This is a genomic window from Erythrobacter sp. K21-9 (assembly GCF_055808355.1).
In genome coordinates, this window is sequence record NZ_CM147866.1 from 2,759,054 (window position 1) to 2,785,074 (window position 26,021).

Annotated in this window: 22 protein-coding genes and 2 tRNA genes; 8 read left to right on the forward strand and 16 right to left on the reverse strand. The window is 61.3% G+C overall.

Features of this window, described 5'->3' with window-relative positions:
* Window positions 1-165 precede the first annotated feature (165 nt).
* From AC0L39_RS14175 to AC0L39_RS14200, 6 genes are all read right to left on the reverse strand, one after another.
* On the reverse strand, window positions 166-1,125 hold the full coding sequence (locus tag AC0L39_RS14175) for an SDR family NAD(P)-dependent oxidoreductase (protein WP_473258839.1): 960 nt from the start codon (window positions 1,123-1,125) through the stop codon (window positions 166-168).
* A gap of 18 nt (window positions 1,126-1,143) precedes the next feature.
* On the reverse strand, window positions 1,144-2,727 hold the full coding sequence (locus AC0L39_RS14180) for a sodium/sugar symporter (RefSeq protein WP_473258841.1): 1,584 nt from the start codon (window positions 2,725-2,727) through the stop codon (window positions 1,144-1,146).
* A gap of 66 nt (window positions 2,728-2,793) precedes the next feature.
* Window positions 2,794-5,190, reverse strand: coding sequence for a glycoside hydrolase family 3 protein (locus tag AC0L39_RS14185; RefSeq protein ID WP_473258842.1), 2,397 nt, complete (start codon window positions 5,188-5,190; stop codon window positions 2,794-2,796).
* A gap of 103 nt (window positions 5,191-5,293) precedes the next feature.
* Window positions 5,294-6,496 (reverse strand): MFS transporter, encoded by a 1,203-nt coding sequence (locus AC0L39_RS14190; protein ID WP_473258843.1) that lies wholly within the window; start codon window positions 6,494-6,496, stop codon window positions 5,294-5,296.
* Window positions 6,493-7,548, reverse strand: a complete 1,056-nt coding sequence (locus AC0L39_RS14195; RefSeq protein WP_473258844.1) for a LacI family DNA-binding transcriptional regulator — start codon at window positions 7,546-7,548, stop codon at window positions 6,493-6,495. The genes AC0L39_RS14190 and AC0L39_RS14195 overlap by 4 nt, the downstream gene beginning before the upstream one ends.
* A 207-nt stretch (window positions 7,549-7,755) precedes the next feature.
* Window positions 7,756-11,142: a TonB-dependent receptor gene (locus AC0L39_RS14200; protein ID WP_473258845.1), complete on the reverse strand. Its 3,387-nt coding sequence runs from the start codon at window positions 11,140-11,142 to the stop codon at window positions 7,756-7,758.
* 194 nt (window positions 11,143-11,336) lie between these two features.
* Between AC0L39_RS14200 and AC0L39_RS14205 the strand changes: the two genes are divergently transcribed.
* The 7 genes from AC0L39_RS14205 (at window position 11,337) to AC0L39_RS14235 (ending at window position 20,639) form a co-directional block, all read left to right on the forward strand.
* Window positions 11,337-12,851 carry a tryptophan halogenase family protein gene (locus tag AC0L39_RS14205; RefSeq protein WP_473258846.1) on the forward strand — a complete coding sequence of 505 codons (1,515 nt, stop codon included), beginning with the start codon at window positions 11,337-11,339 and terminating at the stop codon, window positions 12,849-12,851.
* A gap of 124 nt (window positions 12,852-12,975) precedes the next feature.
* The gene (locus AC0L39_RS14210; RefSeq protein ID WP_473258847.1) at window positions 12,976-14,094 is read left to right on the forward strand and encodes a hypothetical protein; all 1,119 of its coding nucleotides are present in this window, start codon (window positions 12,976-12,978) and stop codon (window positions 14,092-14,094) included.
* Window positions 14,095-14,196: 102 nt separating this feature from the next.
* Window positions 14,197-15,474 carry a Xaa-Pro dipeptidase gene (locus tag AC0L39_RS14215; RefSeq protein ID WP_473258848.1) on the forward strand — a complete coding sequence of 426 codons (1,278 nt, stop codon included), beginning with the start codon at window positions 14,197-14,199 and terminating at the stop codon, window positions 15,472-15,474.
* 174 nt (window positions 15,475-15,648) lie between these two features.
* Entirely contained in the window at window positions 15,649-18,711 is a 3,063-nt protein-coding gene (locus AC0L39_RS14220) for a TonB-dependent receptor plug domain-containing protein (RefSeq protein ID WP_473258849.1), read from the forward strand.
* Entirely contained in the window at window positions 18,602-18,964 is a 363-nt protein-coding gene (locus tag AC0L39_RS14225; RefSeq protein WP_473258850.1) for a hypothetical protein, read from the forward strand. The genes AC0L39_RS14220 and AC0L39_RS14225 overlap by 110 nt, the downstream gene beginning before the upstream one ends.
* Before the next feature lie 147 nt (window positions 18,965-19,111).
* Window positions 19,112-19,723 carry a tetratricopeptide repeat protein gene (locus tag AC0L39_RS14230; protein ID WP_473258851.1) on the forward strand — a complete coding sequence of 204 codons (612 nt, stop codon included), beginning with the start codon at window positions 19,112-19,114 and terminating at the stop codon, window positions 19,721-19,723.
* Window positions 19,635-20,639, forward strand: coding sequence for a tetratricopeptide repeat protein (locus AC0L39_RS14235; protein ID WP_473258853.1), 1,005 nt, complete (start codon window positions 19,635-19,637; stop codon window positions 20,637-20,639). Before AC0L39_RS14230 ends, AC0L39_RS14235 begins: the two co-directional genes overlap by 89 nt.
* A 100-nt stretch (window positions 20,640-20,739) precedes the next feature.
* Here AC0L39_RS14235 and AC0L39_RS14240 read toward each other — a convergent pair whose 3' ends face one another.
* The 4 genes from AC0L39_RS14240 to AC0L39_RS14255 all read right to left on the reverse strand — a co-directional run bounded on the left by AC0L39_RS14240 (window position 20,740) and on the right by AC0L39_RS14255 (window position 21,793).
* The gene (locus tag AC0L39_RS14240) at window positions 20,740-21,072 is read right to left on the reverse strand and encodes a cistern family PEP-CTERM protein (RefSeq protein ID WP_473258854.1); all 333 of its coding nucleotides are present in this window, start codon (window positions 21,070-21,072) and stop codon (window positions 20,740-20,742) included.
* Window positions 21,018-21,449, reverse strand: coding sequence for a cistern family PEP-CTERM protein (locus AC0L39_RS14245; protein WP_473258855.1), 432 nt, complete (start codon window positions 21,447-21,449; stop codon window positions 21,018-21,020). Before AC0L39_RS14245 ends, AC0L39_RS14240 begins: the two co-directional genes overlap by 55 nt.
* 167 nt (window positions 21,450-21,616) lie before the next feature.
* Window positions 21,617-21,692, reverse strand: a tRNA-Thr gene (locus AC0L39_RS14250).
* 27 nt (window positions 21,693-21,719) lie between these two features.
* Window positions 21,720-21,793 (reverse strand) — tRNA-Cys (locus AC0L39_RS14255).
* Between the two features lie 174 nt (window positions 21,794-21,967).
* On the opposite strand from AC0L39_RS14255, the gene AC0L39_RS14260 reads away from it, so the two are divergent.
* A complete protein-coding gene (locus tag AC0L39_RS14260) occupies window positions 21,968-22,756 on the forward strand; it encodes a thioesterase family protein (RefSeq protein WP_473258856.1) in 789 nt (262 codons plus the stop codon).
* A gap of 9 nt (window positions 22,757-22,765) precedes the next feature.
* Here the strand turns inward: AC0L39_RS14260 and AC0L39_RS14265 are convergent, their stop codons facing one another.
* From AC0L39_RS14265 to AC0L39_RS14290, 6 genes are all read right to left on the reverse strand, one after another.
* A complete protein-coding gene (locus AC0L39_RS14265; protein WP_473258857.1) occupies window positions 22,766-23,584 on the reverse strand; it encodes a crotonase/enoyl-CoA hydratase family protein in 819 nt (272 codons plus the stop codon).
* An 84-nt stretch (window positions 23,585-23,668) separates the two neighbouring features.
* Complete coding sequence (locus AC0L39_RS14270) at window positions 23,669-24,073, reverse strand: winged helix-turn-helix domain-containing protein (protein ID WP_473258858.1); 405 nt, start codon at window positions 24,071-24,073, stop codon at window positions 23,669-23,671.
* Complete coding sequence (locus tag AC0L39_RS14275) at window positions 24,070-24,480, reverse strand: JAB domain-containing protein (protein WP_473258859.1); 411 nt, start codon at window positions 24,478-24,480, stop codon at window positions 24,070-24,072. Before AC0L39_RS14275 ends, AC0L39_RS14270 begins: the two co-directional genes overlap by 4 nt.
* Window positions 24,481-24,488: 8 nt before the next feature.
* Window positions 24,489-25,016: a hypothetical protein gene (locus AC0L39_RS14280; protein ID WP_473258860.1), complete on the reverse strand. Its 528-nt coding sequence runs from the start codon at window positions 25,014-25,016 to the stop codon at window positions 24,489-24,491.
* Between the two features lie 13 nt (window positions 25,017-25,029).
* Complete coding sequence (locus AC0L39_RS14285) at window positions 25,030-25,377, reverse strand: hypothetical protein (RefSeq protein WP_473258862.1); 348 nt, start codon at window positions 25,375-25,377, stop codon at window positions 25,030-25,032.
* Window positions 25,378-25,406: 29 nt separating this feature from the next.
* A complete protein-coding gene (locus AC0L39_RS14290; RefSeq protein WP_473258863.1) occupies window positions 25,407-26,006 on the reverse strand; it encodes a helix-turn-helix transcriptional regulator in 600 nt (199 codons plus the stop codon).
* Between the last annotated feature and the right edge of the window lie 15 nt (window positions 26,007-26,021).

A 26,021-nucleotide genomic window follows, 5' to 3' on the forward strand; every position in this document is an offset into this window, starting at 1 on the left:
CGAATATTGGCCATGCCAATTTGCCTAGTGATTTCCGGGCTTTGCCGGCAATCCCGCCGCTCAGGGTGTGACTTTTCACGTGTGTTGGCTCGCGAGGCATTCATCGGCACCGGGCTTACAGCGATATGCGCAAGTAGGAAAATCATTGCCCCGTCCGGTACGCGATCATTGCAATGCGCCCAGTAAATCCCGGTAATGCGCAAGCAGCGTATCGCTTCCAAATTCCGGCGTCGCGGCGGCATCGTATTCGCCTTTTTCAGGGTCGAAAACCAACATGCTTTCGGTCGCGTAATAGTGCGCGATCCGGGCATATTCGGCCTTTTCTGCAAACCAGCCGGAGAACGGCGCGCCAAGCGACAGGATACGCGCAATTGCCGGGAACAGGCCGGGCGGGATGGAGCGAAAGCGCGGCGTTTTTCCGACCGCCTCGAACAGGATCTCGCCCTGCTCCCGCAGCGTTATGGCCGGGCCGGGACCGCCGATTGGCAGCACTTGGCCTCGCCGCTGCGGATCGCTCACACAGTCCGCGATGAAGCGCGCCAGATCGCGGTCGCTGATAGGCTTGCACCGGGTTAGCGCGCCGTCTCCGAAAATCATGAAAGGCGCGCCATTCGCCACGCGGCGGACCTGCCCTGACAGCGATTTGAAATAGGCGGTCGGGCGCACGATCGTGTGGTCCACCGGGCTGGCAATCAGCTCTGCCTCGAAGGCGAGCTTGGCATGCTGAAAAGCGAGACGCGGCTTTTGCGCGCAGATCGCGGAAAGCAGGATGAAGTGCTCCGCCCCGGCGGGCGTCGCAGCGGCCAGCAGGTTCGCATTCGCTCGGTAATCGACCGCCTGCGCGTCCTTTGGCGCACCGCTGCGTGAAGCCATGCAGGAAATGACGCAGGCGGGCGCAATTTCCTCGGCAGCTTGGCCAAGCGCGTTCGCGTCTCCGGGATCCACGAACACGGCTTCAGCACCGCCGCCCCGCAACGCTTCGGCGGCTTCCTGCCCCGAGGCGGAATTGCGCAAAAGGCAGACAACTTCGTGTCCATCGTCGGCAAGCGCCCGCGCGACCGCTCGGCCAATCGTGCCGCTCGCCCCGGCAAGCAAGACCTTGAGATGCTGAGCCCCGTCTTCCACGGACGGGGCCTTAGCGCATCACCACAGAACGATATAGAGGCCGACGAGGATCGCCACCGTGATCATCGCCAGTGTGTTGAACAGGGCGGTCGTGGCAAAGCCGATATCGCCCAGCCTTACGGTCCGCTCTTCATCCGGAGCCGGTGTCATCCGCGAGACTGCGATCGCCGCGACCAATCCGACAACGAACACGATCCAGATCCGCACCACGAATGGCAGATCCGGGAAGACCGCGTTGACCACGATGTTGAGCGCCACCGAACCGATCAGCGCGGTAAACGCGCCTGCGGTGTTTGCGCGCTTGTCGAAAAAGCCGAGCAGGAACACGATCACGATGCCCGGTGCGATGTAGCCGGTGTATTCCTGCACCGTCTGGAACGCGCTTTCGAACCCGCCAAGGAACGGGCGCGCAAGCACCAGAGCAATGCCCATCGCGACGAACGCGGTGATCCGGTAGACCATCACATAATGATGCTCGGACTGTTCGGGCCGCGCGCTGCGATAGAGGTCCATCGTGAAGATGGTCGAGATCGAGTTCATCATCGATGCGAGCGAGGACACGATTGCCGCGATCAACGCTGCGAAAACCAGCCCGCGCAGGCCTGCGGGCGCAAAGCCCATCAACTGGCCATATGTCCGGTCGGATTTCTCCGCGAGCGCCGCGCTATCGAGCGCGCCCTGCTGCGCAAGGATGACTGCCGCGATGCCCGGAATGACGACGATGAACGGAACCAGCAGTTTCAGGAACGCGGCGAATGCCAGACCCTTTTGCGCCTCGCCAAGGTTCTCTGCACCCAGCGCGCGCTGGATGATGTACTGGTTGAAGCCCCAATAGCTGAAATGCAGCACCCACAGCCCGCCAAGCAGCGTCCAGATGCCCGGCAGCTTGTCATAGCCATTGTCGCCCTCATCGAGGATCATCTCGAAGTGGCCCGGCATCTCCTGCATCAGGAAACCGAAACCGGCGATCGCTCCGTCGGCGGGAAGCGCATCGAGCGCGAACCAGGTGATTGCAATGCCGCCGATGATGAGGATCACCACTTGGATGATGTCGGTCAGCGCGACCGCTTTCAGGCCTCCATACAGCGAATACAGCACGGCAAACGCGGCCAGCGCCAACATCGATTGCATGACGCCCCAGCCGGTGAGGGTATCGACGGCAAGGCCGCCGAGCCACAGTACAGCGGTCAGGTTGACCGCGGTGTAGAGCGCGACCCAGAACACGCTCATCAGGTTCTTCACGCCCGTTCCGTAACGCTGTTCGAGGAATTGCGGCATGGTATAGATGCGCCGCTTGAGGAAGATCGGGAGGAAGTATTTCGCCACGATCAGCAGGACGATGGCCGCCTGCCATTCATAGGCCGCAATCGCGATGCCGATGGCAAAGCCCTCGCCCGATTGCCCGATGATCTGCTCGGCGGAGATATTCGACGCGATCAGCGAGGCCCCGATCGCCCACCACGGCAATGCGCGCCCGGCGAGGAAGTAATCCTCGGTGTTCTTCTCGTGCCCCTCCGGTTCCCGGCTGACGAACAGCGCAATACCCAGAAGCGCGAGCGCGTAGCCCGCGATGATGATGATATCGATAGTCTCGAGCGTCACGCCGTTTACTCCCCCGGGGGCCGATGGCTCTTTGCGGCCTTGCCCCGTTTGTTATGTTCTATGCGCTCAGAAAGAGCACTCTGCCCCCTCGGCAGCATCTTCGCGTGCTATAGCGGAAATCTGGATCGTGAAAGGCGCTTGCGACCGGATGGTGAGCGCATTGCTCAATCCCGCAAGACATTCCTCGGTCAGCACCATTTCGCGCCAGCCCTTGCCCTCTGCGACCGAAAGTTCCTGCGTCACATCCAGAGCAGCGCCATTGCTGGCGAGCACCACCGGTCCTGCCGGACGCTGTGTGACCTGGTAGGTGATGCGGTAGGCATTGCCGCCCTGCGGTCCGCTCAGATCGAGCGCGGTATCGGGGCCAAAGGTGATGGCGCGCGCGTCTTCCTGTGCGTTGCGGTCGATGCCGCGCGCGACAATCCCGCCCGCTTCACCGCGAAGATCGGGCAATTCGGTGCCCTTGGACAGCGCCTTGACCCGATCGGTCAGCCTGCCGGCGGTGAACCAGTCCGCAGCGCCGCCCGCGTTGAGCGCGCTGCAGTCCTCGTCCAGCACACCAAGCGGCGTCGTGTCGTCCAGCGAGCGGCCAAACCCGTACGGAAACAGCGCGCCCTCGGCGCTGTTGAGCGGTTCGCCCGTGCATGCGGCTGGCCAGGTGAAGGACAGTTTGCCGGTGGCCGGCTTCTCACCGAACAGGACATCGGCAACCCCGCCGCCCTCGCTGCCGGGAAGCCATGCGGCGACGAACGCGTCGGCTGCATTAAGCTCGCGGTTTACCCACATCGGACGACCCGAAAGGAATACCGCGACCGTCGGGATCCCGTCTTCCTTGAACTTGCGCAGCAGCTTCAGGCCTTCTTCATCGCGGAATGCGAGATCCTTCCGGTCGCCGACAAATTCGGCGTAGGGTTCCTCACCAAATACCACGATAGCGACGTCGACCGCGCTTGCCGGGCCAAAATCGCCATCCTCGACGAGGCTGGCAGTTGCGCCGCTCGCTTCGGCCTGAGCCTTGATACCGGCATAGATCGAGGTCGCGCCCGGGAAATCGGCGTTGGTCAGCTCGCCGCCGCCTTGCCATGTCAGTGTCCAGCCGCCCGATTGCTGCGCAAGGTCATCGGCCGCGCTGCCAGCGACGATAATGTTCGCGTCTCGCTTGAGCGGCAGGACACCGCTGTTCTTGAGGATGACCATCGATTTGGCCACCGCGTCACGCGCAACCGCACGGTGCGGCGCAAAGCCGAGCTTGTCCCAGCGTCCGGCATTGGCGCGCAGCGAGGGCTTTACCTCGCCATCGAGAATCCCTGCGCGCTGCTTCAGCCGCAGAACGCGGGCGACGGCTTCATCGATCCGCGCCACCGGGATCGTGCCGTCCTTTACCTGCGCGAGAGTGGTTTCGTAGAGCGCCTTCCAGTCTTCGGGCACCATGTAGACATCGAGCCCGGCCAGCAGCGCCTGCGGGCAATCGGTGTTGGTGCAGCCCTTGATCTGGCCGTGCCCGTTCCAGTCGCCGACGACCAGCCCGTCAAAGCCCATTTCGCCGCGCAGCAGGTCTGTCAGCAGGGCTTCGTTGCCATGCATCTTCTTGCCGTTGATCGAATTGAAGCTTGCCATGACCGACCCGAGACCGGCCTCGATTGCCGGCGGATAGGGCGTGACGTGAACTTGCTTGAGATATTCGATATCGCCGTTCACATCGCCCTGGTCGACGCCCTGTTCGGTTCCGCCGTCACCAAAAAAGTGCTTGGCCGTCGCGATCACCCGGCCTTGACCGAGGAAGTCGTCGGAGCCGGGTTTTCCCTGTAGCCCCTCGACCATCGCAACGCCCATCTTCGCGACCAGCGAAGGGTCTTCGGAATAACTTTCATACGTCCGGCCCCAGCGATCATCGCGGGCCACGGCGACGGTCGGGGCGAAGGTCCAGTCGATGCCGGTGACTTCGATCTCCGTCGCGGTGGCGGCGCCGATCTGCCGGATCAGGTCCGGATCGCCTGTCGCGCCAAGGCCGATATTGTGCGGGAAAATGGTCGCACCGATGACGTTGGAGTGACCGTGAACCGCATCCGTGCCCCAGATCGTCGGGATCGCGGGCTCACCATTGGGCAGCGGCTTGGTCGAGGCTTCCCAGAATTCATCTGCCAGTTTCAGCCAGTCGGATGCGGGGGCCATGTCGTTGTTGTAAGGGCCGGAATTGCCGCCATTCAGGACCGTTCCGAACCGGTATTTCTCGACATCGGCAGCCGTGATCGAGGATATGTCCGGCATGATCAGCTGGGCGACCTTGCGCTCCAGCGTCATACGTGAAAGCAGGTCCGCGATCTGCTGCTCATCCGCCAATTGCTGCGGAGCCTGAGCCGTCGCCGCAGGCGCGCTCGCAGTGGTTTCCACAGGCATCCCGGCACACGCCGAGAGCAATCCAACACAGGCACTCGCCGCCATCAGCCGCGCTGAAATACGCATTTCGGTAAAGTCCCTCCCAAGACCGGAACGTTCAGTCAAATCCCATTATGAGAACGTTCACAAGATCGCATTCGTCGCACGCACGACAACAAAAATCAAGACTTCATGCGCGCCGTGAAACGGTTGCCAACAACACAGCCGCCAGACCCGCCAAACCGGCAAACAAGATGAACAATGCTGCAAAGCCAAAGCCGGGGACCAGGCTCAATGTCAGCCACGGCATGACGATCGACGGGATCGTATTGGTGAGGTTGAAAATACCGAGATCCCGACCGCGATGCTGCGGCAGTGGAAGCACTCTCAGGGTCTGACTGGTATGCAGCGACAGGAAGATCGATGCGGCGATCCCGAACAGCACATAGCCGGTGATGGCGACAGGCAGGCTCGAAGCGCTCGCCATGATCGCGAGGCCAATGGCAGCAAACGACGCGCTGGCCACGAGCGGGGCCAGCGGACGGTCGTTGCGATCCGACCAGCGGCCAAGCAAGAGCGACAGCGGGACCGACACGACCAGAACGGCGCTGAAGATATTTGCCGCCGTGTTCTCGTGAAAATCGGCAACGATCGATCGCAGCCAGAACAACAGGAACGCAAACAGGCCGGCCTCCGATATCTGGACGAGGAACCGAGCGAGCCACATGCGGCTGACCGCGGCGCGCGACGACCCCTTGTCGGCTGCGTCCCGCCTGCTGCGCACGATCGGCTCCATCAGCGCGGGACGCTGCCGCCCGCGCCCCGTAATGAGCAGCGGAAGCACCAAAGCGGACACGAGGCCTACAACTGTCAGCAGGCGGAATTCCTCCGCCACCACACTCTCGAACGTGACGAGCGACCCGGCCAGCGCGCCCAGCGCCGGAGCGATGGCCAGCATCCCGCCGAGCAATCCCTTCTGATCGTCCGGCGCGCAGTCCCCAGCCCATGCGAGTAGCGGGGCGAGCATCATGTTGAGCCCGATCTGCCATGCCATGACCAGAATGATGAGTTCGCTCAAGGAGGACGCCCGGCCAATCGCGAGCAACAAAAAATTCGAGATGACCAGCCCCGCCAATATCCAGGGCGCGCGCGTTTTCGTCCGGTCGCTGAGCATACCGAAGGCGATATTGGCGAGGCTTGCAACGATCGCCCCGAAGAAAGTTACGCGGGCAAGCGCCGGAACATCTTCAGCGCTCATCAGGACCGTAATCTTGAGCGGCAGCAGCACGGTGAGCAGCGGCACGTAGGCGACCGCGCCCCCGCCAGCGGCGAGCGCAAACAGCGCCAGAAACCACACGGGTTGCTGCGGGACTGCTTCGGACCGGGCGTTCACTTGGGTTTCGGCGCAGGCCCAGTGGAGGCGCGTTCGACCAGCTGCGCCGGCACGTCGATAACATCCGTTACTGGCGGCGCTTTACGCGAATTGATGAGATGCTCGACCGCAATGGATACGGTTTCGGCAATGGGCTGATCGACTGCCGAAAGCGGCGGCTGACTGAACCGTACGATGGGCGTATTATCGAAAGAGATCAACGAGATGTCGCGCGGCACGTGCAGCCCGCGATCGCGCGCCACTTCAAGCGCTGCAAGCGTCATCTGGTCGCTGCTGCCGATGATCGCGGTGAGATCGGGATGCCGGTTGAGCAAGGTGCGCGCCGCCCGCGTGCCCGAATCGTAACTGAAATCGCCGCGCTCGCACAGCCCTTCTGCGCTGATGCCATGCTCTTCCAGCGCGCGCCTCCACCCGTCGACACGCCAGCCGCTCAGGCTGTATTGATCCGGGCCTGCAATGATCGCGATCTTGCGATGACCCAGTTCGATCAGCCGCTTGGTCGAAATATAAGCGGCGCCTTCATCGCCCATGGTCAGCCGGACACCCGGACCCTCTTCGGTCGAACCGATGCGGGCAAAGGGAATATTGCGCTGGGCGAGCAGCCGCTTGATCTGGACGTTCTCGGAGTGCGGCGGGGTCAGGATCACTCCATCCGGCTGCAACGCGGCAACCGTTGCGCCCAGCTCGCGCTCGACATGATCGGCATGGGTGTCGACCAGCTCGACGATCATCCGGTAACCGTGTTTCGAACATGTCAGCGTCCCGCCGAGCAACATCTGGTCGACCCAGTCGGTGCCGGTGCGCTCACGCCAATCGGCGAGCGTGCGTTCACGGTCGTTGATCGCGAGGATCAGGTAGCTGCGCGATCCGCTCATCCGCTGTGCGGCGAGCGAGGGGACATAGCCAAGCCGGTCGATCGAGGCCTGCACCCGGTCGCGCATTTGCGGGCGCACATTGGGCTCGTCATTGATGACGCGGCTCACCGTTTGCAACGATACGCCTGCATCTTCCGCCACCTCGCGGATTGTCACTGAATTGCGTCGCCTGGCCATTTCAATCTCGTCAAAACCTGGCCCGACGCCAGTCCACCGATCCGCTCTATACCAGCAATTCGGGCACTTGCACGTGCGATGTCCGCGCTTGCCACAGGGAAGGCCGGCAAGGCACCCCGGCGCGCGACTGGCCCCTTAAAAGAGAAAGAGGGGACTTTGCCCCCGCGCAAAGCCCCCTCCCTCGTCTCGTTCGCTTAATCTAAACCCCTAGAAATCGAAGCGAGCGAGGAACGTGAAGCGGCGATCGTTGCGGAACGCCGAACGTGTGACACGGGTGCCGTCGAAGTCGACGACCTGACTGGTTTCCGTCACCTCATCGAGCAGGTTCACGCCCTGCGCGCCAAGCTTCAGATATTCGGTCACCGAATAGAAGATCGACGCATCGAGCTGCCCGGTATCTTCCTGCCAGATCGGCGAGAACGGGAAGATGTCATCGCGCGGCGTGATCAGGAATTCCGAGCGCCAGTTATAGGCTGCGCGCGCGGCAAACGGTCCCCGCTCATAAAAGAGCGTCGCGTTGAGCGCATGTTCGGAGATACCCGCCAGCGGCTGTTGAGCCACGAATGCACCTGCATTCAGCTCGTCTGCCGCCGTGGTGATCGACGATTGACCAACATCGGAGAGACCCGGGTTCGAGAAGTCGCTTCCATCGACATAGGTGTAGGTCACCTGCGTGCCGAACCCACTCAGCAAGCCCGGAAGGAAATCGAATGTCTGCTGGTAAGCAAACTCGAAGCCCTTGAGCAGGCCGCTCTGCGCGTTGGATGGACCTTCGACGGCGACCTCGAACGGAACAGTCGTTGCGTATTCGACTGTCGTGAAGCCGGTATCGATGAACCCGTCGACGTCCTTGAGGAAGCCGGACAGGGTGATCGAGCCAACCTCAGCGAAGTACCATTCGACCGAGAGATCGTAGTTCCAGATATCGACCGGGAGCAGGTTCCTGTTGCCTGTCGAAAGCGCGAAGAGCGGGCCGTTGGCGAGCGCATCCGGGCCCGCATTGGCCAGCGCCACGGTGTTGTCGCCAATCCCGCCGCCAGCACGGAAGAGCTGAAGGTCAGGACGCGCGATGTTTCTCGACACCGCACCGCGGAACAGCAGGCCGTTGCCGACATCCAGTTTCACGTTGAAGCTTGGCAGCCAGTGATCGAACGTGATGTCACGGTCGTCGATGATGACCTCACCGGTATGCGCAGCGGCAAACACGGCCAAACGGTCCTGGGAAAGCTGGCAAATACCCGAAAGGCTGATGGGAGGCGGAGCGCCGCCAAAATTACAACCGGCGGTAACTTCCGACACCTGCACGATACCGTCGCCGTTTCCGCCGCCGACTTGCACTCCGTTTTCAATGACCGGTGTGTCGAACCGTCCCGGATCAGGCAGACCGATCCGTCCCGTGGTGGAGATCTCTGTCTCTACGTAGCGTACGCCGAAGTTGCCCTCGACATTCCAGCCATTGCTGAAGTCGTGACCGAAATCGATCCGAGCGTAAGCAGCGTTGGTGACTTCGGCGACAGTCGATACCTCGCCGGGGCAGAACACGCCTTCGATGTCGCACGGGACGACGTCACCGGTAAGCTCATCCACTCGCGTGCGTCCGTTTACGCCGTAGTTGAAGCGCTCAGGCGACTGGCCAAAGGTCTGAATTTCCTCGAATTGCTGATCGGTCAGGCCAGAGAGGTACTCATTGAGGAAGTCATCTCCGCCGAAATACCATGCCGCGCCATTAGCGACCGGTGTCGGCGCATTGCCGCGCTGGAAATTGTCAGCAAAGACATCGCGATATTGCGCAAAGGCCGGGAATTCATCGACATAAGCGCCGCCCGCGATTGCAAATTCCTGACCCGGCAGGCCAGTGTAGAAACGGCCTGGAATGAAGCCATTGCCGAACGGACCCGGTCCGCTCGCGCCGCAACCCGGACCTTCACCCCATGGAGCACAGCCGGCGCGGCCAGCCCACGGAGCCGAAAGGTTGCCCCAGGTGCTGAAATTGGTGTTGCGGGTCGTGCGATCACGCTCGGCCCAGCGAGCGCCAAAGCGTGCACTCTTGAAGAAACCATCGTCGCTGATGTCATATTCAGCATCGAAGCGCAGGCTTTCCAGATCGCCTTCGTTCTTCTCGCGGCTATCGAGGCCGAACCAGTAATAGGTGTTGAGGCCGGACGAGAAATAATCCGCTTCCGCACCCGGAGGCGCAAGGAAGGAAACCTGCGGCGTGCTGCCGGTGAGGTCGAGATCGATGTTGGCCCAGGTGCTCAGAGCGCCAAAAACGGAATCGCGCGCAAGCTCAGAGCTGATGCTCTGCGCCTCGAAGTTGACCCGGAACCGGTCCGTGACGTTCCACTTCACATCGAACGAGAAATCCTCGGTCGTGGAATCGAGCTCACGCAGGAAGCGCAGCAGATCGACCGGAATGCCGCCCCGACCAAACGGGTTGGCATACGCATCGCCCGGACGCTGGGTCAGGATACCGCTCTGGAAAATACCGTTCTCGTCGAACTGCAAGGTGCTGCCAGCGGCGGCAACCGGGAACAGCGCCTCATCGTCAACGCGTGCGATCAGAGCATATTCTTCGGTGGCGAAGGTCGTATCGGACCGCAGCCATTCGAACGTCGCGACGAAATCGCCGGTGGGATCTTCGTATTGAAGCACCGCCGACCATGCTTCGCGGTCGCGGTCGAGATTGGTCGTCCGGACGCCTGCACCCTTCGGCAGCAGCACCGAGCCGGCCGGCGGGAAGTTGGCTGCATCGAAATTCGGATCCCCGACGAAGCCGCCGGACCCAACCGAAAGCGCGCGCAGGCACGGACCGGTCAGCGAGGCATCGCGGTAGCAAGGATCGGCTACCTGCGAGGCATCCGTCCGGCTCTTGAGTTCGGACTTGGCATAGGAAAGCTGGAAGCCGAGCGAACCGGCAGGCGATTCGTACACGGTCGAACCGAGCACGGAGAATTCAGGTGAAGCCTCCTCGCGAAGGTCGCCGTAATTGACACCGACCGTTCCCGCGAGACGCGTGCCGGGATTGTCGAGCGGCTTGCGCGTGACGAGGTTCACGGTGCCCGAAGGACCGCCCTCGATCATGTCGGCAGTCACGTTCTTGAACACTTCGACGCGGTCGAGCAGCTCTGGCGAAACATCGTTGAAGCTCAGGACGCGGCCACCGGTCGCGGAGAAGATGTCGCGTCCGTTAAGCTCTGAGCGGGCAAACGGGAGACCGCGAATGATGACCCCAGTGCCCTCGACCGAGAAACGGTCCGGGTCGGTGGTCTTTTCAAACCGGCCGATCGTGATGCCGGGGATACGCTGGAGGGTTTCGGCAACCGAACGGTCGGGAAGCGCGCCGATGTCTTCGGCAGTCACTGCATCGACGAACGTGTCCGAATCGCGCTTGATGTTCTGCGCGTTTTCGAGCGACGCCTTGAACCCGGTGACCACGATGACGTTGCCGCCATCTTCAGCGACCTCGGCGGTCTCTTCCGCCTGGTCTGCATCCTGCGCCAAGGCCGGAGTAGCAATCATCGCCGACATCGCGAGACCGGATGCCGTACTCATCGCAAAGAAACGCCGCGAAGGCGCAATACGAGCCATCTTCATGTAAGTTATCTAACCTCCCCAAGACCCCATTCAGGGTTCATGCCCATTTTGAGCTGAGTGTTGGGTAGCGAAAAATGTTAGCGTTCACAAGAGTTGCAATATAATGTTCACAATCCGGCTTTGATGTGTGGGATTTTGTCCACACTGGGAACAATGTAGAAGCGTACGCACATGCGCACAGGCAGAGGGTAGAGATGACAATCAGGAAGATCGTAATAGTCGGTGGCGGTACCGCCGGATGGATGGCCGCCGCGGCGTTCTCGCGCCTGCTCAAGGGCAACGACCTGGGCGTCACCCTGATCGAATCGGAGCAGATCGGCACGGTCGGCGTTGGCGAGGCGACCATTCCGCCATTCGTCGAATTCAACGACCTGCTCGACATCGACGAACGCGAAATGCTTTCGGCGGTGCAGGGATCCTTCAAGCTCGGTATCCAGTTCGAAAACTGGAACAGGATCGGCGACAGCTACATTCACCCCTTCGGCGCCTATGGCTATCCGATGGGCGGCATCTCGTTCCACCATCTCTGGCACAAGCTGTCCCAGATGGGCGACAACCGGCCCATCCAGGTTTTCAATGTCGAGACGATGGCTGCATATTTCGGCAAGTTCGCCCGGAGCGAGGATTACCAGAAGGACCGGGGCGATCTGCCGCCAGTCAATTACGCCTACCATCTCGATGCCGGACGCTATGCAGCATTCCTGCGCAAATACGCTGAGAAGCGCGGCGTCGTGCGGCAGGAGGGCAAGGTCTGCGACGTCAGCCAGGATGCCGACACGGGTTTCATCACATCGGTCAAGCTTGAAGAAGGCGCCGAGATTGCCGGCGACCTGTTCATCGATTGCTCTGGTTTTCGCGGGCTGCTTATCGAACAGGCGCTCGAAACCGGATATGAAGACTGGACGCATTGGCTGCCATGCAACCGAGCTGTCGCCCTGCCGTGCAAGCGCGAAGACGGTAGCCCGCCCCCGCCTTTCACCCGCGCAACGGCGCACCGGGCCGGTTGGCAGTGGCAAGTCCCGCTGCAGCACCGCAATGGCAACGGCCATGTCTATTGCAGCGACTTCATGGAAGACCAGGAAGCGCTCGACATTCTGGTGGGCAATATCGCAGGCAAACCTCAGGCCGACCCGAACTTCCTGCGGTTCACGACCGGGCATCGCAAAAATTTCTGGAACAAGAACGTGGTCGCCTTGGGGCTATCGGCGGGCTTCATGGAGCCGCTGGAATCGACGTCGATCCATCTCATTAACACCGGGATCGATAAACTGGTTTCGATGCTGTCGCTCAACGGGATCACGCAGGCCCAGCAGGATACCTACAACCGGCTCACGATCCGCGAATATGCGCGGATCCGAGATTTCCTGATCCTGCATTACAACGCCACCTCCCGCGACGATTCCGATTTCTGGAATTATGTGCGCACGATGGATGTGCCCGACACGCTCACGCAAAAGGTCGAGCTCTTCAAGGCGAATGGGCAGATCTTCCGCGAGGAAGACGAGCTGTTTACCGAGACAAGCTGGGCCGCCGTAATGCTCGGCCAGGGGATCAGCATGACCGGCCATAACGCGATGGCGGATACGCTTATGGAAGCGGGCAATCGCAAGGAAATCGACGAGATGGAGCAGTCCATCAAATTCCTCGTGCAGCACATGCCGGGACACGGTGATTATCTTGCAAAATACTGCCCAGCCAAGGCGGCCTGAGGCGGCACAGGGATAAAGGCTCCGTTCAGGCTTCGTCGCCCAGCAGGAGCAGAGCTACTGATAACGTTCACAAATACTGGAACCTGCAAGAGCGGGTCGAGGGATCATGGGGAAAGGCAAAAACATGAAAACTCATCTCAAGATGCTTTGTGCTGCGTGCGCGCTGGCTGCGGGTGCGATGCCGCTCGCCGCGCAGGATGAGGCGGCGCTCAAGGCGCTCGACGCGCAGCTTCCCGGCGACCTCGTCAACGATCCCTCCCGGATCGACTGGCAGAGCTATGGTGCGGACCTCGAAGCCAGCTCGGTCGTGGACGAGAGCATACCGGGCGGCGGGGCCGCGCGCCGGTTCGAGGTCAAGCGAGCCTCGGAACACATCTACACCGCCGGGACGAATATTCCGCTGATCGAGAATGTCGATCGCGGCGACATCGTGACGGTGGGCTTCTACGCACGCACGATCGAGGCAAGGACCGACGATGGCCGAGGCGTGCTGCGGGTGCGCTTTCAGAAGAACGCCGAACCCTTCCCCGGATTTGGCGAGGAGACGCTTTCCATCGGCACAGACTGGGAGTGGTATGAGGTCAGCGCCGAGGCGGAACAGAAACTGCGCAGCAAGGACGGGATCATCGCGCTGCAATTCGGGCGTACGCGCCAGACAATCGAGATCGGCCAGGCCATCGTGGTGACTGGCGCGCCGAAGATCGCGGTCGAAGGGCCGGTGACGGTCGCAGCCGCGCGCTCCGAAGTGCCGGAGCTTGAAATGCCGGAGGGCCTTGCGGCAACCGGAACGCTCATCAACAATCCCGGGCAGGCGCGGTGGAAGTTCGGCGGGTCTGCGGGCACGTATGAAAACCGCGACGAGCCGGAAATCTGGATGATGAAAGCAACGCGGTTCGAAGTCGCTCAACCTGCGACCGAGCTAACGGACCTCTATGCCGCCGTGCCGATCAACCAGGCGATCAAGACCGGCGACGACCTGATAATCGCGATCGCAGCCCGCGCCGTAAGTTCGGCTGCGGCTGACGGAAAAGCGGTCGCAGCATCGCGCATTCAGGGGACTGCGCCGCCGTTTGAAGCCTTCGCCTCCAACCGGTTCAAGGTCGGTCCGAACTGGCAGCTGATCAAGATCCAGACCAAGGCTCCGCGCGATTACACGCCCGGCGGGTCCGAATTGCAGCTCTATTTTGGCGGAACGCAGCAAGCGGTCGACCTCGGCCCGGTCTACATCTTCAAGACCGAATAGACACCGGCCTGCCGGCGCAAACAGTGCGATTTGCCGTTTGCCGGAAAGCTGTTACGCATCTGCCGCAATCACAGGTGCAACAGTTTTACCGGAGATCGTCCCTTGAAAATCGCCCGCCTCGCTCTTGCTGCAACCGCCCTTGCCAGTTGCAGCTCTGCCGCCCTGGCAGACACCACGGTCCTGACCGCAGACGCCATGGTCGATGTGGAGAGCGGCGAATTGATCGCCGATCCGGTCATCACGATTGTCGACGGCGTGATCGAAACTGTGGCTTCGGGCGAAGCCCCGCAGATCGAGGGCGCCGAATATATCGACCTCGATGGCAAGACGATCCTGCCCGGCATGATCGACATGCATGTGCACCTGACCAGCGACAGCGATGTTCACGGCTACCGGCGCCTCGCAATTTCCGATGAGCGCGCGACCATCACCGGCGTCGTCAACGCCAGGACGACGCTGATGGCGGGCTTCACAACGGTGCGCAATGTCGGCGCGGGAAGCTTTGGAGATGTGGCGCTGCGCGATGCCATCAATGACGGCGATATTCCCGGACCGCGCATGTTCGTGTCCGGGCCGCCGATCGGGATTACCGGCGGGCATTGCTCGGACAACAACCTCCTGCCTCCGGAATACGAGGCAAAGGGGGAGAACGTCGCGGACGGGCCGTGGGCCGCGCGCGCGGCGGTCCGCAAGAACAACAAATACGGCGTCGACCTGATCAAGACCTGCTCGACCGGCGGCGTCCTGTCCAAGGGCACGAAGGTCGGCGCGCCGCAATACACGCTCGAGGAACTGACCGCCCTCACCGAAGAAGCGCACAGCCACGGCCTGAAAGTTGCGAGCCACGCGCATGGCAGCGAAGGGATCGTCAACGCTCTGAAAGCCGGGATCGACACGATCGAACACGCCAGCTTCATCGACGATGAGGGCATCCGCCTCGCGCGGGAAAACGGCGCTTACCTCTCGATGGATATCTACGTCACCGAATTCATCCTCGGCGAAGGAGAGGCCGCTGGAATTCTCCCCGAAAGCCTTGAGAAGGAGCGCCTGGTCGGTCAGACCCAGCGCGACAATTTCCGCAAGGCGCACGAGGCCGGCGTGAAGATCGTGCTGGGCACCGATGCCGGGGTCTATCCGCACGGCGACAATGCAAAACAGCTCTCGCGCATGGTCCGTTTTGGCATGACGCCCGGCGAAGCGCTCCGGGCCGCGACCTTCAACGCCGCCGATGCACTTGGGCAGGCGGGCCGCGTAGGCATTATCGCGCCCGAGGCATCCGCAGATATCATCGCGGTGGATGGCAACCCACTGGCCGAAATCGGCTTGCTCGAACAGGTGACCTTCGTGATGAAAGCGGGCGAGGTCTACAAGGGCGACTGATATGCCTGCGGCGACCCGATCCCGGCTCCCGCTGCAAGGTTGCGGCCCAAATAATGGCATTTTTGCAACATAATTGCAGAGTGAACGACAGAAGCGTTACATTGCACTGAAACATTGTTGACACTCCGACCTCCTTGGAGGGAACGTGCTGCATCGCAGCATCGAAGGAAAGTCATGCAAAAACATTCAGGGTCGAGCACTCTCAAGCTCTCACGCAACGCCATTCTCCTTGCAGCGGCCAGCGCCATGCCGTTTGCCGCTCACGCCCAGGACGCTCCCGATCAGGAGCAGCAACCGGTCGTCGAAGAGCAGCAAGCGATCGTCGTTATCGGTTCGCGCATCGCTCGTGATCCGAACATCGGATCGCCAGCCCCCGTGATCGCGATCGATGCCGAGGACCTCAAGCAGTCCGGCACCGTCGACGTGGTCGACGTGCTTCGCGATATTCCCGCGCTTTCCACATCAACCACATCCGAAGGTTCGATCGACGGTGTCTTCGCCGCAGATTTCGATGTTGGTCAATCTGTACTCAACCTGCGCGGTCTGGGATCGAATCGCACGCTCGTCCTCGTCAACGGCCGGCGTCACGTGTCCGGCGTTGCCGGCCAGCAGGCGGTCGATGTCAATTCGATCCCGACGGCTCTTATCGAGCGCGTCGAAACCCTGACAGGCGGTGCATCGTCGCTCTACGGTGCCGACGCGGTGACCGGCGTGGTCAACTTCGTGCTGCGCGACGATTTCGAGGGGCTGGAAGCCAACGTCCAGTCCGGCATTTCGTCGGAAGGCGATGCGTGGCGCATCAACGGTGACCTCACCTGGGGCACCAATTTCGCCGATGGCCGCGGTAACTTCACCATTTCCGGAGAGTATGCGTACTCCGACGAACTGCAATTCGGCGACCGCGCGTTCTCGCGCAATAACGGCATTTTCGACGATCAGGGCAATCCCGCGCTGCGTTTCCAGACGGGCGACATCGGCGGTCCCGACACGCCCAACTTCAATGGCAGTGCGCCGGGCTCGCTGATCCCGACATCCGGTTTCGGCTTTACGCCGACCGCAGCCGAACAAGCGCTGATCGACCGGGCGGCGAACGCCACCACGCGCTTCATTGCCGGCGATCCGCGCTTCTCGCTCTCGTCTGCTGGCGGCGTCGTCGCGCCGGGCGATATCGGGCTCAGCAATGGTCCCGACATCAACGGCAACGGCATTGCCGACTGCCTTGAATCAGCGGTCGGCTTCAACAGCACGTTCGAGCCGGGCGCCTTCGGCCTTGCCGGCGGCTGTGCGGTGATCAACCCGAACGGCAGCCTCTCTGTCTACCAGGACGGCCTCGTCACCGGCATCTTCAACCAGTTCGGCGGTGATGGCATCCAGAACAATTTCGATGTCAACTCGCTGACACCGGAAACAGAGCGCTGGTCGGTCAATGCCAACCTGACCTATGAGTTTTCTTCCGAGGCGACGTTCTTCTTCGAAAGCAAGTACGCATCGAGCTCGGCTGAATTCCAGGCACAGCCAAACACGTTCTACGATCTTCTCACGATCCGGGCGGATAACCCGTTCATCACCGGCGATTTGCAGGACTTCGTTGCCCCGCTCTTCTTTGGCGATGGCGTCGAGGAAGGCCTGTACCTGACGCGTGACCCTGCCGATCTCGGCCCGAACCGTGATCGCAATGAATTCGAGACGATGAGGTTCGTCGCCGGACTGCGCGGCGACATCACGGATCACCTGAGCTATGAAATTTCTGGAAATTACGGACGTTTCAAGAGCGAATTGATCGATAACAACAGCGTGGTCCTGGACCGGTTCTTTGCTGCTATCGATGTGGTCACCGATCCAACGACCGGCAATCCGATCTGCCGCTCGGACATTGATCCGACCCCGCCGGCAACCACGCCCTTCGGCATTCCGGTCGGCGACCCCGGCTTCTTCACATTCAATCCTGGCGATGGCTCCTGCCGTCCGGCCAACGTCCTTGGCGGCGTCGGCGCGATCAGCCAGGAGGCGATTGACTTCGTAACCGCGACGACTGTCGATGAATTCGAGCTCGAACAGCTCGTATTCAGCATGATCTTCACTGGTGATACCGGAGCATTCTTCGAATTGCCCGGCGGCCCTGTCGGCTTTGCTGGCGGTTTCGAATTCCGCGAAGAACAGAGCACATCGTTCTTCGATCCGCTCGTTCTCGGTGTCGTCCCGGTCGATACTCCGGATGCGAATGCGGGCGACCTTCTCCGCGATTTGCCAAACCCGCAGAATTCGCTGGTGTTCGATCCCGAGCAAACGCTCAACAATTCGTCGGGCGAATTCACGGTTTATGACCTGTTCGCAGAAGTCCGGCTGCCGATCCTCGCCAATGTTCCTTTCGCCGAGAACTTCGAGCTCAGCGGTGCAGTCCGCTATTCGAACTATTCGACCGTTGGGAACACCTTCACCTGGAACGTCAGCGCCCTGTACGCACCGGTCCCGGACATTTTGTTCCGCGGAACCTATGCCGAGGCGGTGCGTGCGCCGAACATCAACGAATTGTTCGATCCCGCGCAGGGCACCACCTTCCGTCCGGTCGATCCGTGCGATGTGAACGAGCTTGCGACTGCGGCTGACCCGGCACTGCGCCAGGCCAATTGCACTGCGTTCTTCTCCACGATCGGATTCGATCCGACATTCGGAACAGGAACCTACAGCTACGTCGATCCGCTCACCGCGCGTTTCTCAGGCTCGATTGCCGGTAATCCGGACCTGCAGGAGGAAAGCGCGACGACCTGGACGGTCGGAACGCAGATCACGCCCAGCTTCCTGCCGGGCCTCGCGCTTAGCGTCGATTACTACAACATCGAGATCGAGAACGCGATCAACCCGGTCGGCTCGCAGGACATCGTCGACAACTGCGTCGACAGCTCAAGCATCGCCAACAGCTTCTGCACGGCGTTCGATCGCCGGACGGATAATGGCGGCTTCGCGTTCCTGCGTCAGGTTCCGCTGAACTTCGCGCGGCAGGAAACTGCGGGTGTCGAAGTAATCGCGCAGTACCGTTTCGACCTTGGCGATCACGGCTTCACCCTGAATGCGAGCGGCACATGGGTGGACAAGCTCGACGACTTCTTCGATCCGAGCGACATCACCAATGTCGATCCGGAACTCGGCGAGCTTCAACGAGCCGGAATGGGCTGGACGCGCTGCCCTGACATGGGACTGGAGTATCCTGAGCCTGACCTGGAGCACGACCTACCTTGACGCGCAGGGCCTTCGGGCCGTTGAGATCGAGTCGGTCGGTCAGGGTCCTTCATTCCAGTACACCCCCGAAAACGGCCTCTCCGATGAGACGTTCATCCACGACATCTCCTTCACTCTCGACGTGAACGATATGATCGATGTGTATGGCGGCGTGAACAACATCTTCGATGAGAAACCGTTCGTGACCGAGCAGGCCTTCCCGGTCAGCCCGGTTGGCACCTACTTCTTCATGGGTGCCCGCGTTTCAATGTAACGCGTTATCTCGATGACCTTCCAAAAGGCGGGGCGGCAGCGATGTCGCTCCGCCTTTTTCTTTGCTGCGGTGAGATTCCACGGCGCATCTTTCGCTCCGCAGGAATGCTTTATCGAACATTCACCATTTCCGCGTAAATCCCCCGCCATGAAGCGGACAAACCCTGCCTTGGCCATCCTTGCCTCCTGCGCGCTGCTCAGCGCGTGCGGCCTTGCGCCCGAAGAGAAGCTCGCCGAAGCCGATACGGCCATCGCCGCGCACGATTACAGCGGTGCCAAGGTCTATCTGGTCTCGGCGCTGAAGGATCTGCCCGGAGACGCCGAAACCTTGCTCCTGCTCGCCAGCACACAGATCGCAATGGGCGACGGAGACGGCGCGCTTGTTTCGCTGGACCAGGTGGCCCCGGACATGCGCGACAAGCCGCACTATTCCGAGCTGCGATCCGAAGCGGAACTGCTGCGCGGAAATTACGAAGCCGCGCTTGAACAATTGGGCGAACCCGCGACCGCCAATTCCGCCCGCATCGCTGCTCTTGCCGAGCTTGGCTTGGGCAATCTCGAGGGGGCCAGGGCCCGGATCGAGACGGGCAAGGATATGGCCGGGAACAAGGCAGGATTGTTCTCCGTACAGGCCCGCATCGAGCTGAGCGAAGCCAATCCGCAAGCCGCGCTTGCTACCGCCAAACGGGCACTGGAGATCGACCCGGAGAATATCGACGCGCTGCTGGCGAGCCGCTTCGAGCTATCAGGCAGCCTATGACCTGCCTGCAGCCCTCTCGGCTTATGAAAAAGCGGCAACGCTTTACCCGCAAAACTTCGCTGCGGAGCTGGGCCGGGTCTCGGCCCTTGGCGACATGGGCCGGTTTGACGAGGCTCAGACAGGGACCGAGCGGCTGTCGCAAATCGCGCCGGGATCGATCGATGTCATCCATCTGAAAGCCAAGCTTGCGCTGGCCAAAGGGCAGTGGGAGCGCGCTCGTTCGATATTGCAGGGGCATGAGAGTGCCTTGCGGCAAAACCCGTCCATGCAGGCATCCTATGCGACCGCCCTGCTGCGCGTCGGCCAGGTCGGGCAGGCGCGCGCATGGCTCGAGCCGCTGGTCGAAAGCTTTCCGGGAATGCGCGAACCGCGCGCGCTCCTCGCCGAAGCCCAGCTTATGGCGGGAGAGCCTGCCAAAGCCCTCGCCACGATCCGCAGCCTCGCTGAGAGGCCTGATGCGCGACCGGAAGAACTTCAGATCGCGGCTCAGGCAGCCAAGGCTGCGGGCGACGGCGCGGCGAGCCGCTACGCGAGGCGTATGCAGGTTTCGACCCCCGAATGGATCGGCGGAGAATTGGCCAAGGCCGATGCCGCGCTGCGCAACCAGCAATGGAGCCGGGCGGTAAAAAGCTATGAAGCGATCAATGCGCGCACCAGGTCTTCGAACGCGATGGTGCTCAACAATCTTGCTTTCGCAAAATCCAAGATCGGCGATGTGGATGCAGCGCTGCAACTTGCGCTGCGTGCGGTCGAAGTGGCGCCTGACCATCCCGCCATCCTCGACACCGCAGGATGGCTACTCGTGCAGTCCGGCGAAGACCGCGAACGCGGCATTCGCATGCTCGAAACGGCCAGCCACCTCGACCCCGACAACCCGGCCATCGCCCGGCGCTTGAGCCTCGCCACGCGCGACTAGGCAAACGTACCCAAACGGGAAAGGCCGCCCCCGAGATGCCGAATGGCAATCCCGGACGCGGCCTTGTTTTTCGAAGACTGACTGACTTCAGGCGTGATGCCTATGCGTAGGCGAGGTTGCCTTGCGCAGGAAGGGGACTACGCGGGCGGCGGCGTGTCAGCCCGAAGCCAAGGAGGGCCAGCGCAAACAGCCCGAGCATTCCGCCAGGTGCAGGGACCGGGGTTCCGCCACTGCTGCTGGTTTGCTGGCCGCTGGCCGAAGTCACATTGCCCGCACCCGTGATCGACTGATAGCGAACGAAGAAATCGTCGAGCGTGATCGATGTTGGCGCAGTCAGGAAGTTGAGCGAAAGGCTGCCTGTGCCGGTCTCTCCGGCAGTCACGCCGTTCTTGTTGCCTGCGCAGGAATTGCTGCCACCGGCCTTGAAGCACACATCGACCGACCCGATCCCGTTGGGATATTTCGAGATCCGTCACGACAAAATTGTAATCGCCAGTCGCCGAAGCGCTGCTGATGTCGGGGTCGGTGTTGAACGCGAAGCTGGAAATTCGCGAGATCCAGGCCTTGATCAGTGGTGTTGGTCACAGCGTAGTCGAACTCGTAGGTCGATCCGTTGACCGCGGTCAGCGTGAAGACCGTTTCCGCAGACAGGCCGTCGATGGTCTGATTATCGACGAAACCGTCATATGTGATCGTGAAGCTTTCACCCACGTCACTGGCGTCCAGCATGATGGGCTCTGCGAATGCAGGTGACGCGTACGCGGCGCCCACCATTGCGCAAATTGTCGCTAGTTTCTTGACGCTCTTCATACCAAACGTGCCTCGTCCAAAGATTGATTTACCATTGACGAAGCAAAGGGTGTGCCAACCTGCGGATCAGGCCAGTTACGAAGGTTAACAGCGCGGCCGGGAGTGCGCGCATGTCAAGAATGCCGACAGGCAGGCGGCAGGTCCAGATGCTCGGATTGAAAAGCCCGTGGTGCCGCTTAGCAGACTCGAACTGCTGACCCCATCATTACGAATGATGTGCTCTACCAACTGAGCTAAAGCGGCATTTCAGCGCAGTTTCTGCGCCGGAAGTGGAGGCCCGAGCCGGAATCGAACCGGCGTGCAAGGATTTGCAGTCCTCTGCGTAACCACTCCGCCATCGGGCCGAGCCATTGCTGCTCGCGGGTTGCGAAGCAACAAACGGAGCGCGCCCACTAGCGATTCGGCGCAGCAAAGGCAATCCGGCAATCGCGAAGACGTGCGAGCGGTCCGGCTTTTCTGCTCGAAAGATCTCTGCCTTACGCAACGTCAGGCTGGACCGATCAGGTTCGCATGGGCACATGTCGGAGATGACCATAGCCAGCCTCCTCGAACCTGTGACCGGCAAATCCGGTCCAGCCAGCCTCGTCCATGCTGCCGACTGGATGCAAGGCCGGACGTTGTATGGAGGAGCCTCCGCGCTCGTGGCGTTCACTGCTGCGCAGCGGGCATTTCCGGGCCTTCCGCCGCTGCGAGCAGCGCAAATCGGTTTTGTCGCACCCATCGGCGAAGAGATCGAACTGGATGCACAAATCGTGCGTCAGGGTCGCAACGTGACCCAGGTGCGCAGCGAAATCCGTTCCGGCGGCAATGTCGCGCTCACCGCATTCTGGCTGTTCGCAGCCGGGCGCGAGGCAAATGCGGTGCGATCTGCCGACCCGCTGGCGGACTGGCCGGGCGGTCCGGATGATAACGCCCAAACGATGCAGGATCAGGGGCCATCGTTCATCCGGAACAATTTCGATATTCGCTTTGGACAGGCCAAGGATGCCGATCATGGCGCGACGATTCGCCGCTGGGCGCGTCTTACCGAAGATCATGAGCTCGACCCGGTGAGCAAGCTGATCCTGATGGGCGATGTCATGCCGCCGGGGGCGATGCGGATCATGCAGCGCAAGGGACCGATCAGCTCGATCAACTGGTCCTTCAACGTGCTCGATCCGGAGACACGGTCCGAAGGCGGCTGGTATCTCGCCGAAAATGCGAGTCAGCATGCGGATAGCGGATATTCGTCCGAGCGGCTTCGTATGTGGGATGCCGAAGGCCGTCAGGTGCTCGACGGCCTCCAATGCGTCGCCATCTTCGGCTGACGAGCGGCGTCAGACGTCGTCGAAAGTCGCTTTGCGCCGTTCCATTCCCGCCATCACGGCTTCGACCTGGTTGCGGGTTCGCATGATGCCGTGCTGCTCGATGCTTTCCTCAAGCAGGATCGTGTCGGTATCGCGTTCGAACATGCCCGCCTGAAGCCGTTTGGCGGCGCGGATGGCGTGCGGATTGCGGTTGGCGATCTCGGCCGCGATTTCGGTGGCACGGACAAGCGGATCGGTATCGACGTGGGTCGCGAGGCCGAGCGCTAGCGCCTCCTCGCCCGTGAATTCGCGGTTGGTGTAGATCAACTCGCGCAGCACATCGTCGCGGACCAGACCGCGCCACAGCGCATAACCGCCCATGTCCGGCACAAGGCCCCATTTCAGTTCCATGATGGCCATGCGCGTTTTGGGATGAGCGACGCGGATGTCGGCGCCGCTCGCGATTTGCAGGCCCCCGCCGAAGCAGACCCCGTGCACCGCCGCGATCACCGGCACCGGCAGCTTGCGCCATTGCATTGCGACCTGCTGGAACTTGTTCGAATTGCCGTAAGTGCGCTCGGTCAGTTCCGGCTCGTCCGGGCTTGGCGTGCGAGCAAAGCTGGACGTGTCGAGCCCGGCGCAAAAGGCTTTCCCCTCGCCTGACAGGACCACCGCGCGCAGGCCCTTCATGCGCTGAAGCACGCTTCCTGCCTCGATGATCCGCTCGAACATTTCCGGGTCGAGCGCGTTCATCTTGTCTGCCCGGGTCAGGCGAACCTGTGCGACGCCATCGTCGCCCAGTTCGATAGCGATCCGGTCATTCGTAGTCATGGTGGCGGCTTGTGACATGGGTGCTCCTCAAAAACGCGCGTGCACTTTCGTGACCGCTGCATGAGGCTACCCAAGATCGAGCGCAAGTCCAGAACCGACATTTCACGAAAGCGAGCTGGCCTGCCTCGGCTCAAAGGAAAAGACGCTCTGCGCGATTGGCATGTCGATGAAGTACCCGCGCTCGGGATGCGTCGCCAGGATGCCGGCAAGACCGTAAGGTTCAAGCTTGGCGCGGATGCGGGCAACGTGGACTGCGACGCTGTTCGTTTCCGGGTCGAAATGAATGCGCCAAACCTCGGCGAGCAATTGCCGGCGAGACATCGGCTCGCCGGGTTGCTCTGCGAGCCGCCACAGCAGCTCGAACTCGCGCGGGTAAAGGCCCAGCCAGCGATCGGCGATTCGAGCATCGCGGTGGAACAGGTCGAGCATGACATCGCCCACCTCGCGAAACCGCGGGATAAGGGTATCGCTATCCGGAAAGATGTTGGACGCGGCGTTGGAATTCACAAATTGCCCCCTGCTCGCATCGAATAGACCGAGCTGTGAGTGATGATGAGATGATCGATCAATTCGATATCGAGCGCTTTGCCGACTTCCACCAATCGGTGGGTCGACGAAATGTCTCTGGTGCTGGGCCTGCAATTGCCCGACGGATGGTTGTGCGCCACGATGATGGCCCGCGCGCCCAAAGCGAGTGCGCGGCTGAACAGATCGCGCATGCGAACGGAGAGAAACGCGCTGCCACCCTGGCCAAGCCCCGCTTCCGCGAGGAAGCGGTGATCCTCATCGAGGAAGATGGCATGGAACCGCTCGCCTCCGTCAGGTGCGCAGAGGATGGCCTTGCGCAAATGTTCCACGATCGCTGCTGTCTGAGCCTCTGGAGCCGGCGGAGGCTGGCTTGCAGGGCGGATCATCGCCGAAATCATGAGCGCGGTCCGGGATAGCCCGAAGGCGCGCTCGCAATGAATGGTATAGTGATAGGAACCCTCCAGTCGCGGTAGGGGCCGTATTTCTTTTTCCGCTGCGCATGGCGAATGATCCCGATGCCAAGAAAGATCAGCTGGAACCAGCCGGGCGCGGCGACCATCGTCATGTAGGCCACTGGAGAAATGGTATCTGCCAGGCTCCGCGCGACATGCGCAGTCATGGCGAGAACCTGCATCCCTGCAATAAAGAGGGTGTAATTGCGGTTCGCGTACAAGGCCAAGGTGATCCAGACGATCCCGGCCACAACATCGGTTGTGGCCAGGAATGCGTCTGTATCGGTCAGCATGAGCCCGTCGTCCCAATAGGCCCTGTAAACCCGGCCCGGTATCTCGAACACCAGCACCCACGTCATCGCTGCAATACGCTCCGGGGCTGACCCCCAAAGGAATGCGGCGACGCAGACAACCACCGTCAGCAAGTCCTGAACGAGTGGGCGATAGTCGGAGAAGATGAGTTCAAGCACTGCAGGCGGTTTATCAGACGGCAGCGAGGTCCGGTTGTTTTTCCTCGGTTACCATCTGCATCGATGCAGCAGGGATATCCGTTTTCTGCGCGTCATCGCCCATCGTCTCTTGCGCGATGTTGCTGAGCTCGTGGTGCACGCGCAGGAGGCTGGTCGACATCGCCATCGCCTGTGCCTCGGCCTGGTTCAGCCGCATGAGCGCTTTTTGTCCGGTGTCGACCTCCACAAGGGGATTCTGCCGAGCGGTCAGCATCGCCTGCTTGAGGCGCGAAAAGGCAATCATCGATTCGTCGGCGAGCGCTTCGGCTTCGCGGATCAGTTTTCTTAGGTTCTGCGCTTCGGTCTGGATACGGTCGGTCATGATAAATTCTCCAGCCCCGCCTCCGCTCACTAGGAGAAGCCTTGTTCATCTACGGGGATGGTCGCACGTCCATCCAGCGCTTCGCTTATCGTCATCGCAGCCGTTACGGTCAGAACCACAGCGGCCAGAAAACCGAACGCGATCCCGATGATCGCGCCAAGGCGAAACAGGATGGCGTATTCGCCATCGAGCAACCCGGGGACGACCTTGGGTTCGCCAGGACGCAGCCAGGGCGCCTGTTCGATTAAGGGCAGAACGTCGCTCATCACGAGTTCGCCCTGGTCGACCCGGCGACCTTCATTGCTCTCCGGATCGTTAAGCGGGACCTGATTTTTATTGTATACAGATTCGCTGAAGCCCTTCACCGAACCTTCAGCCGCCACGCTATCCCCTTCAGGTTTCGCGTCTTGCGCAGCGATATCAGGCGGTTGGCTTTCACGATACCGTTCGACCAGATCGCCAAGGTTGCTCACCTCGAAAATGTCTTTCAGCGCGCGAATATGCTGGTTGATCCGGGTCTCGGAAACACCGAGTTCCTGCGCGATCACCTTGATTGGCATGCGCCGATCAATTCTTTCAATCACGGCCTGCTGCCTTTCGGTCAGCGGGCGCGCCGCGGGGGGCGGCATCACATCCTCCATTAT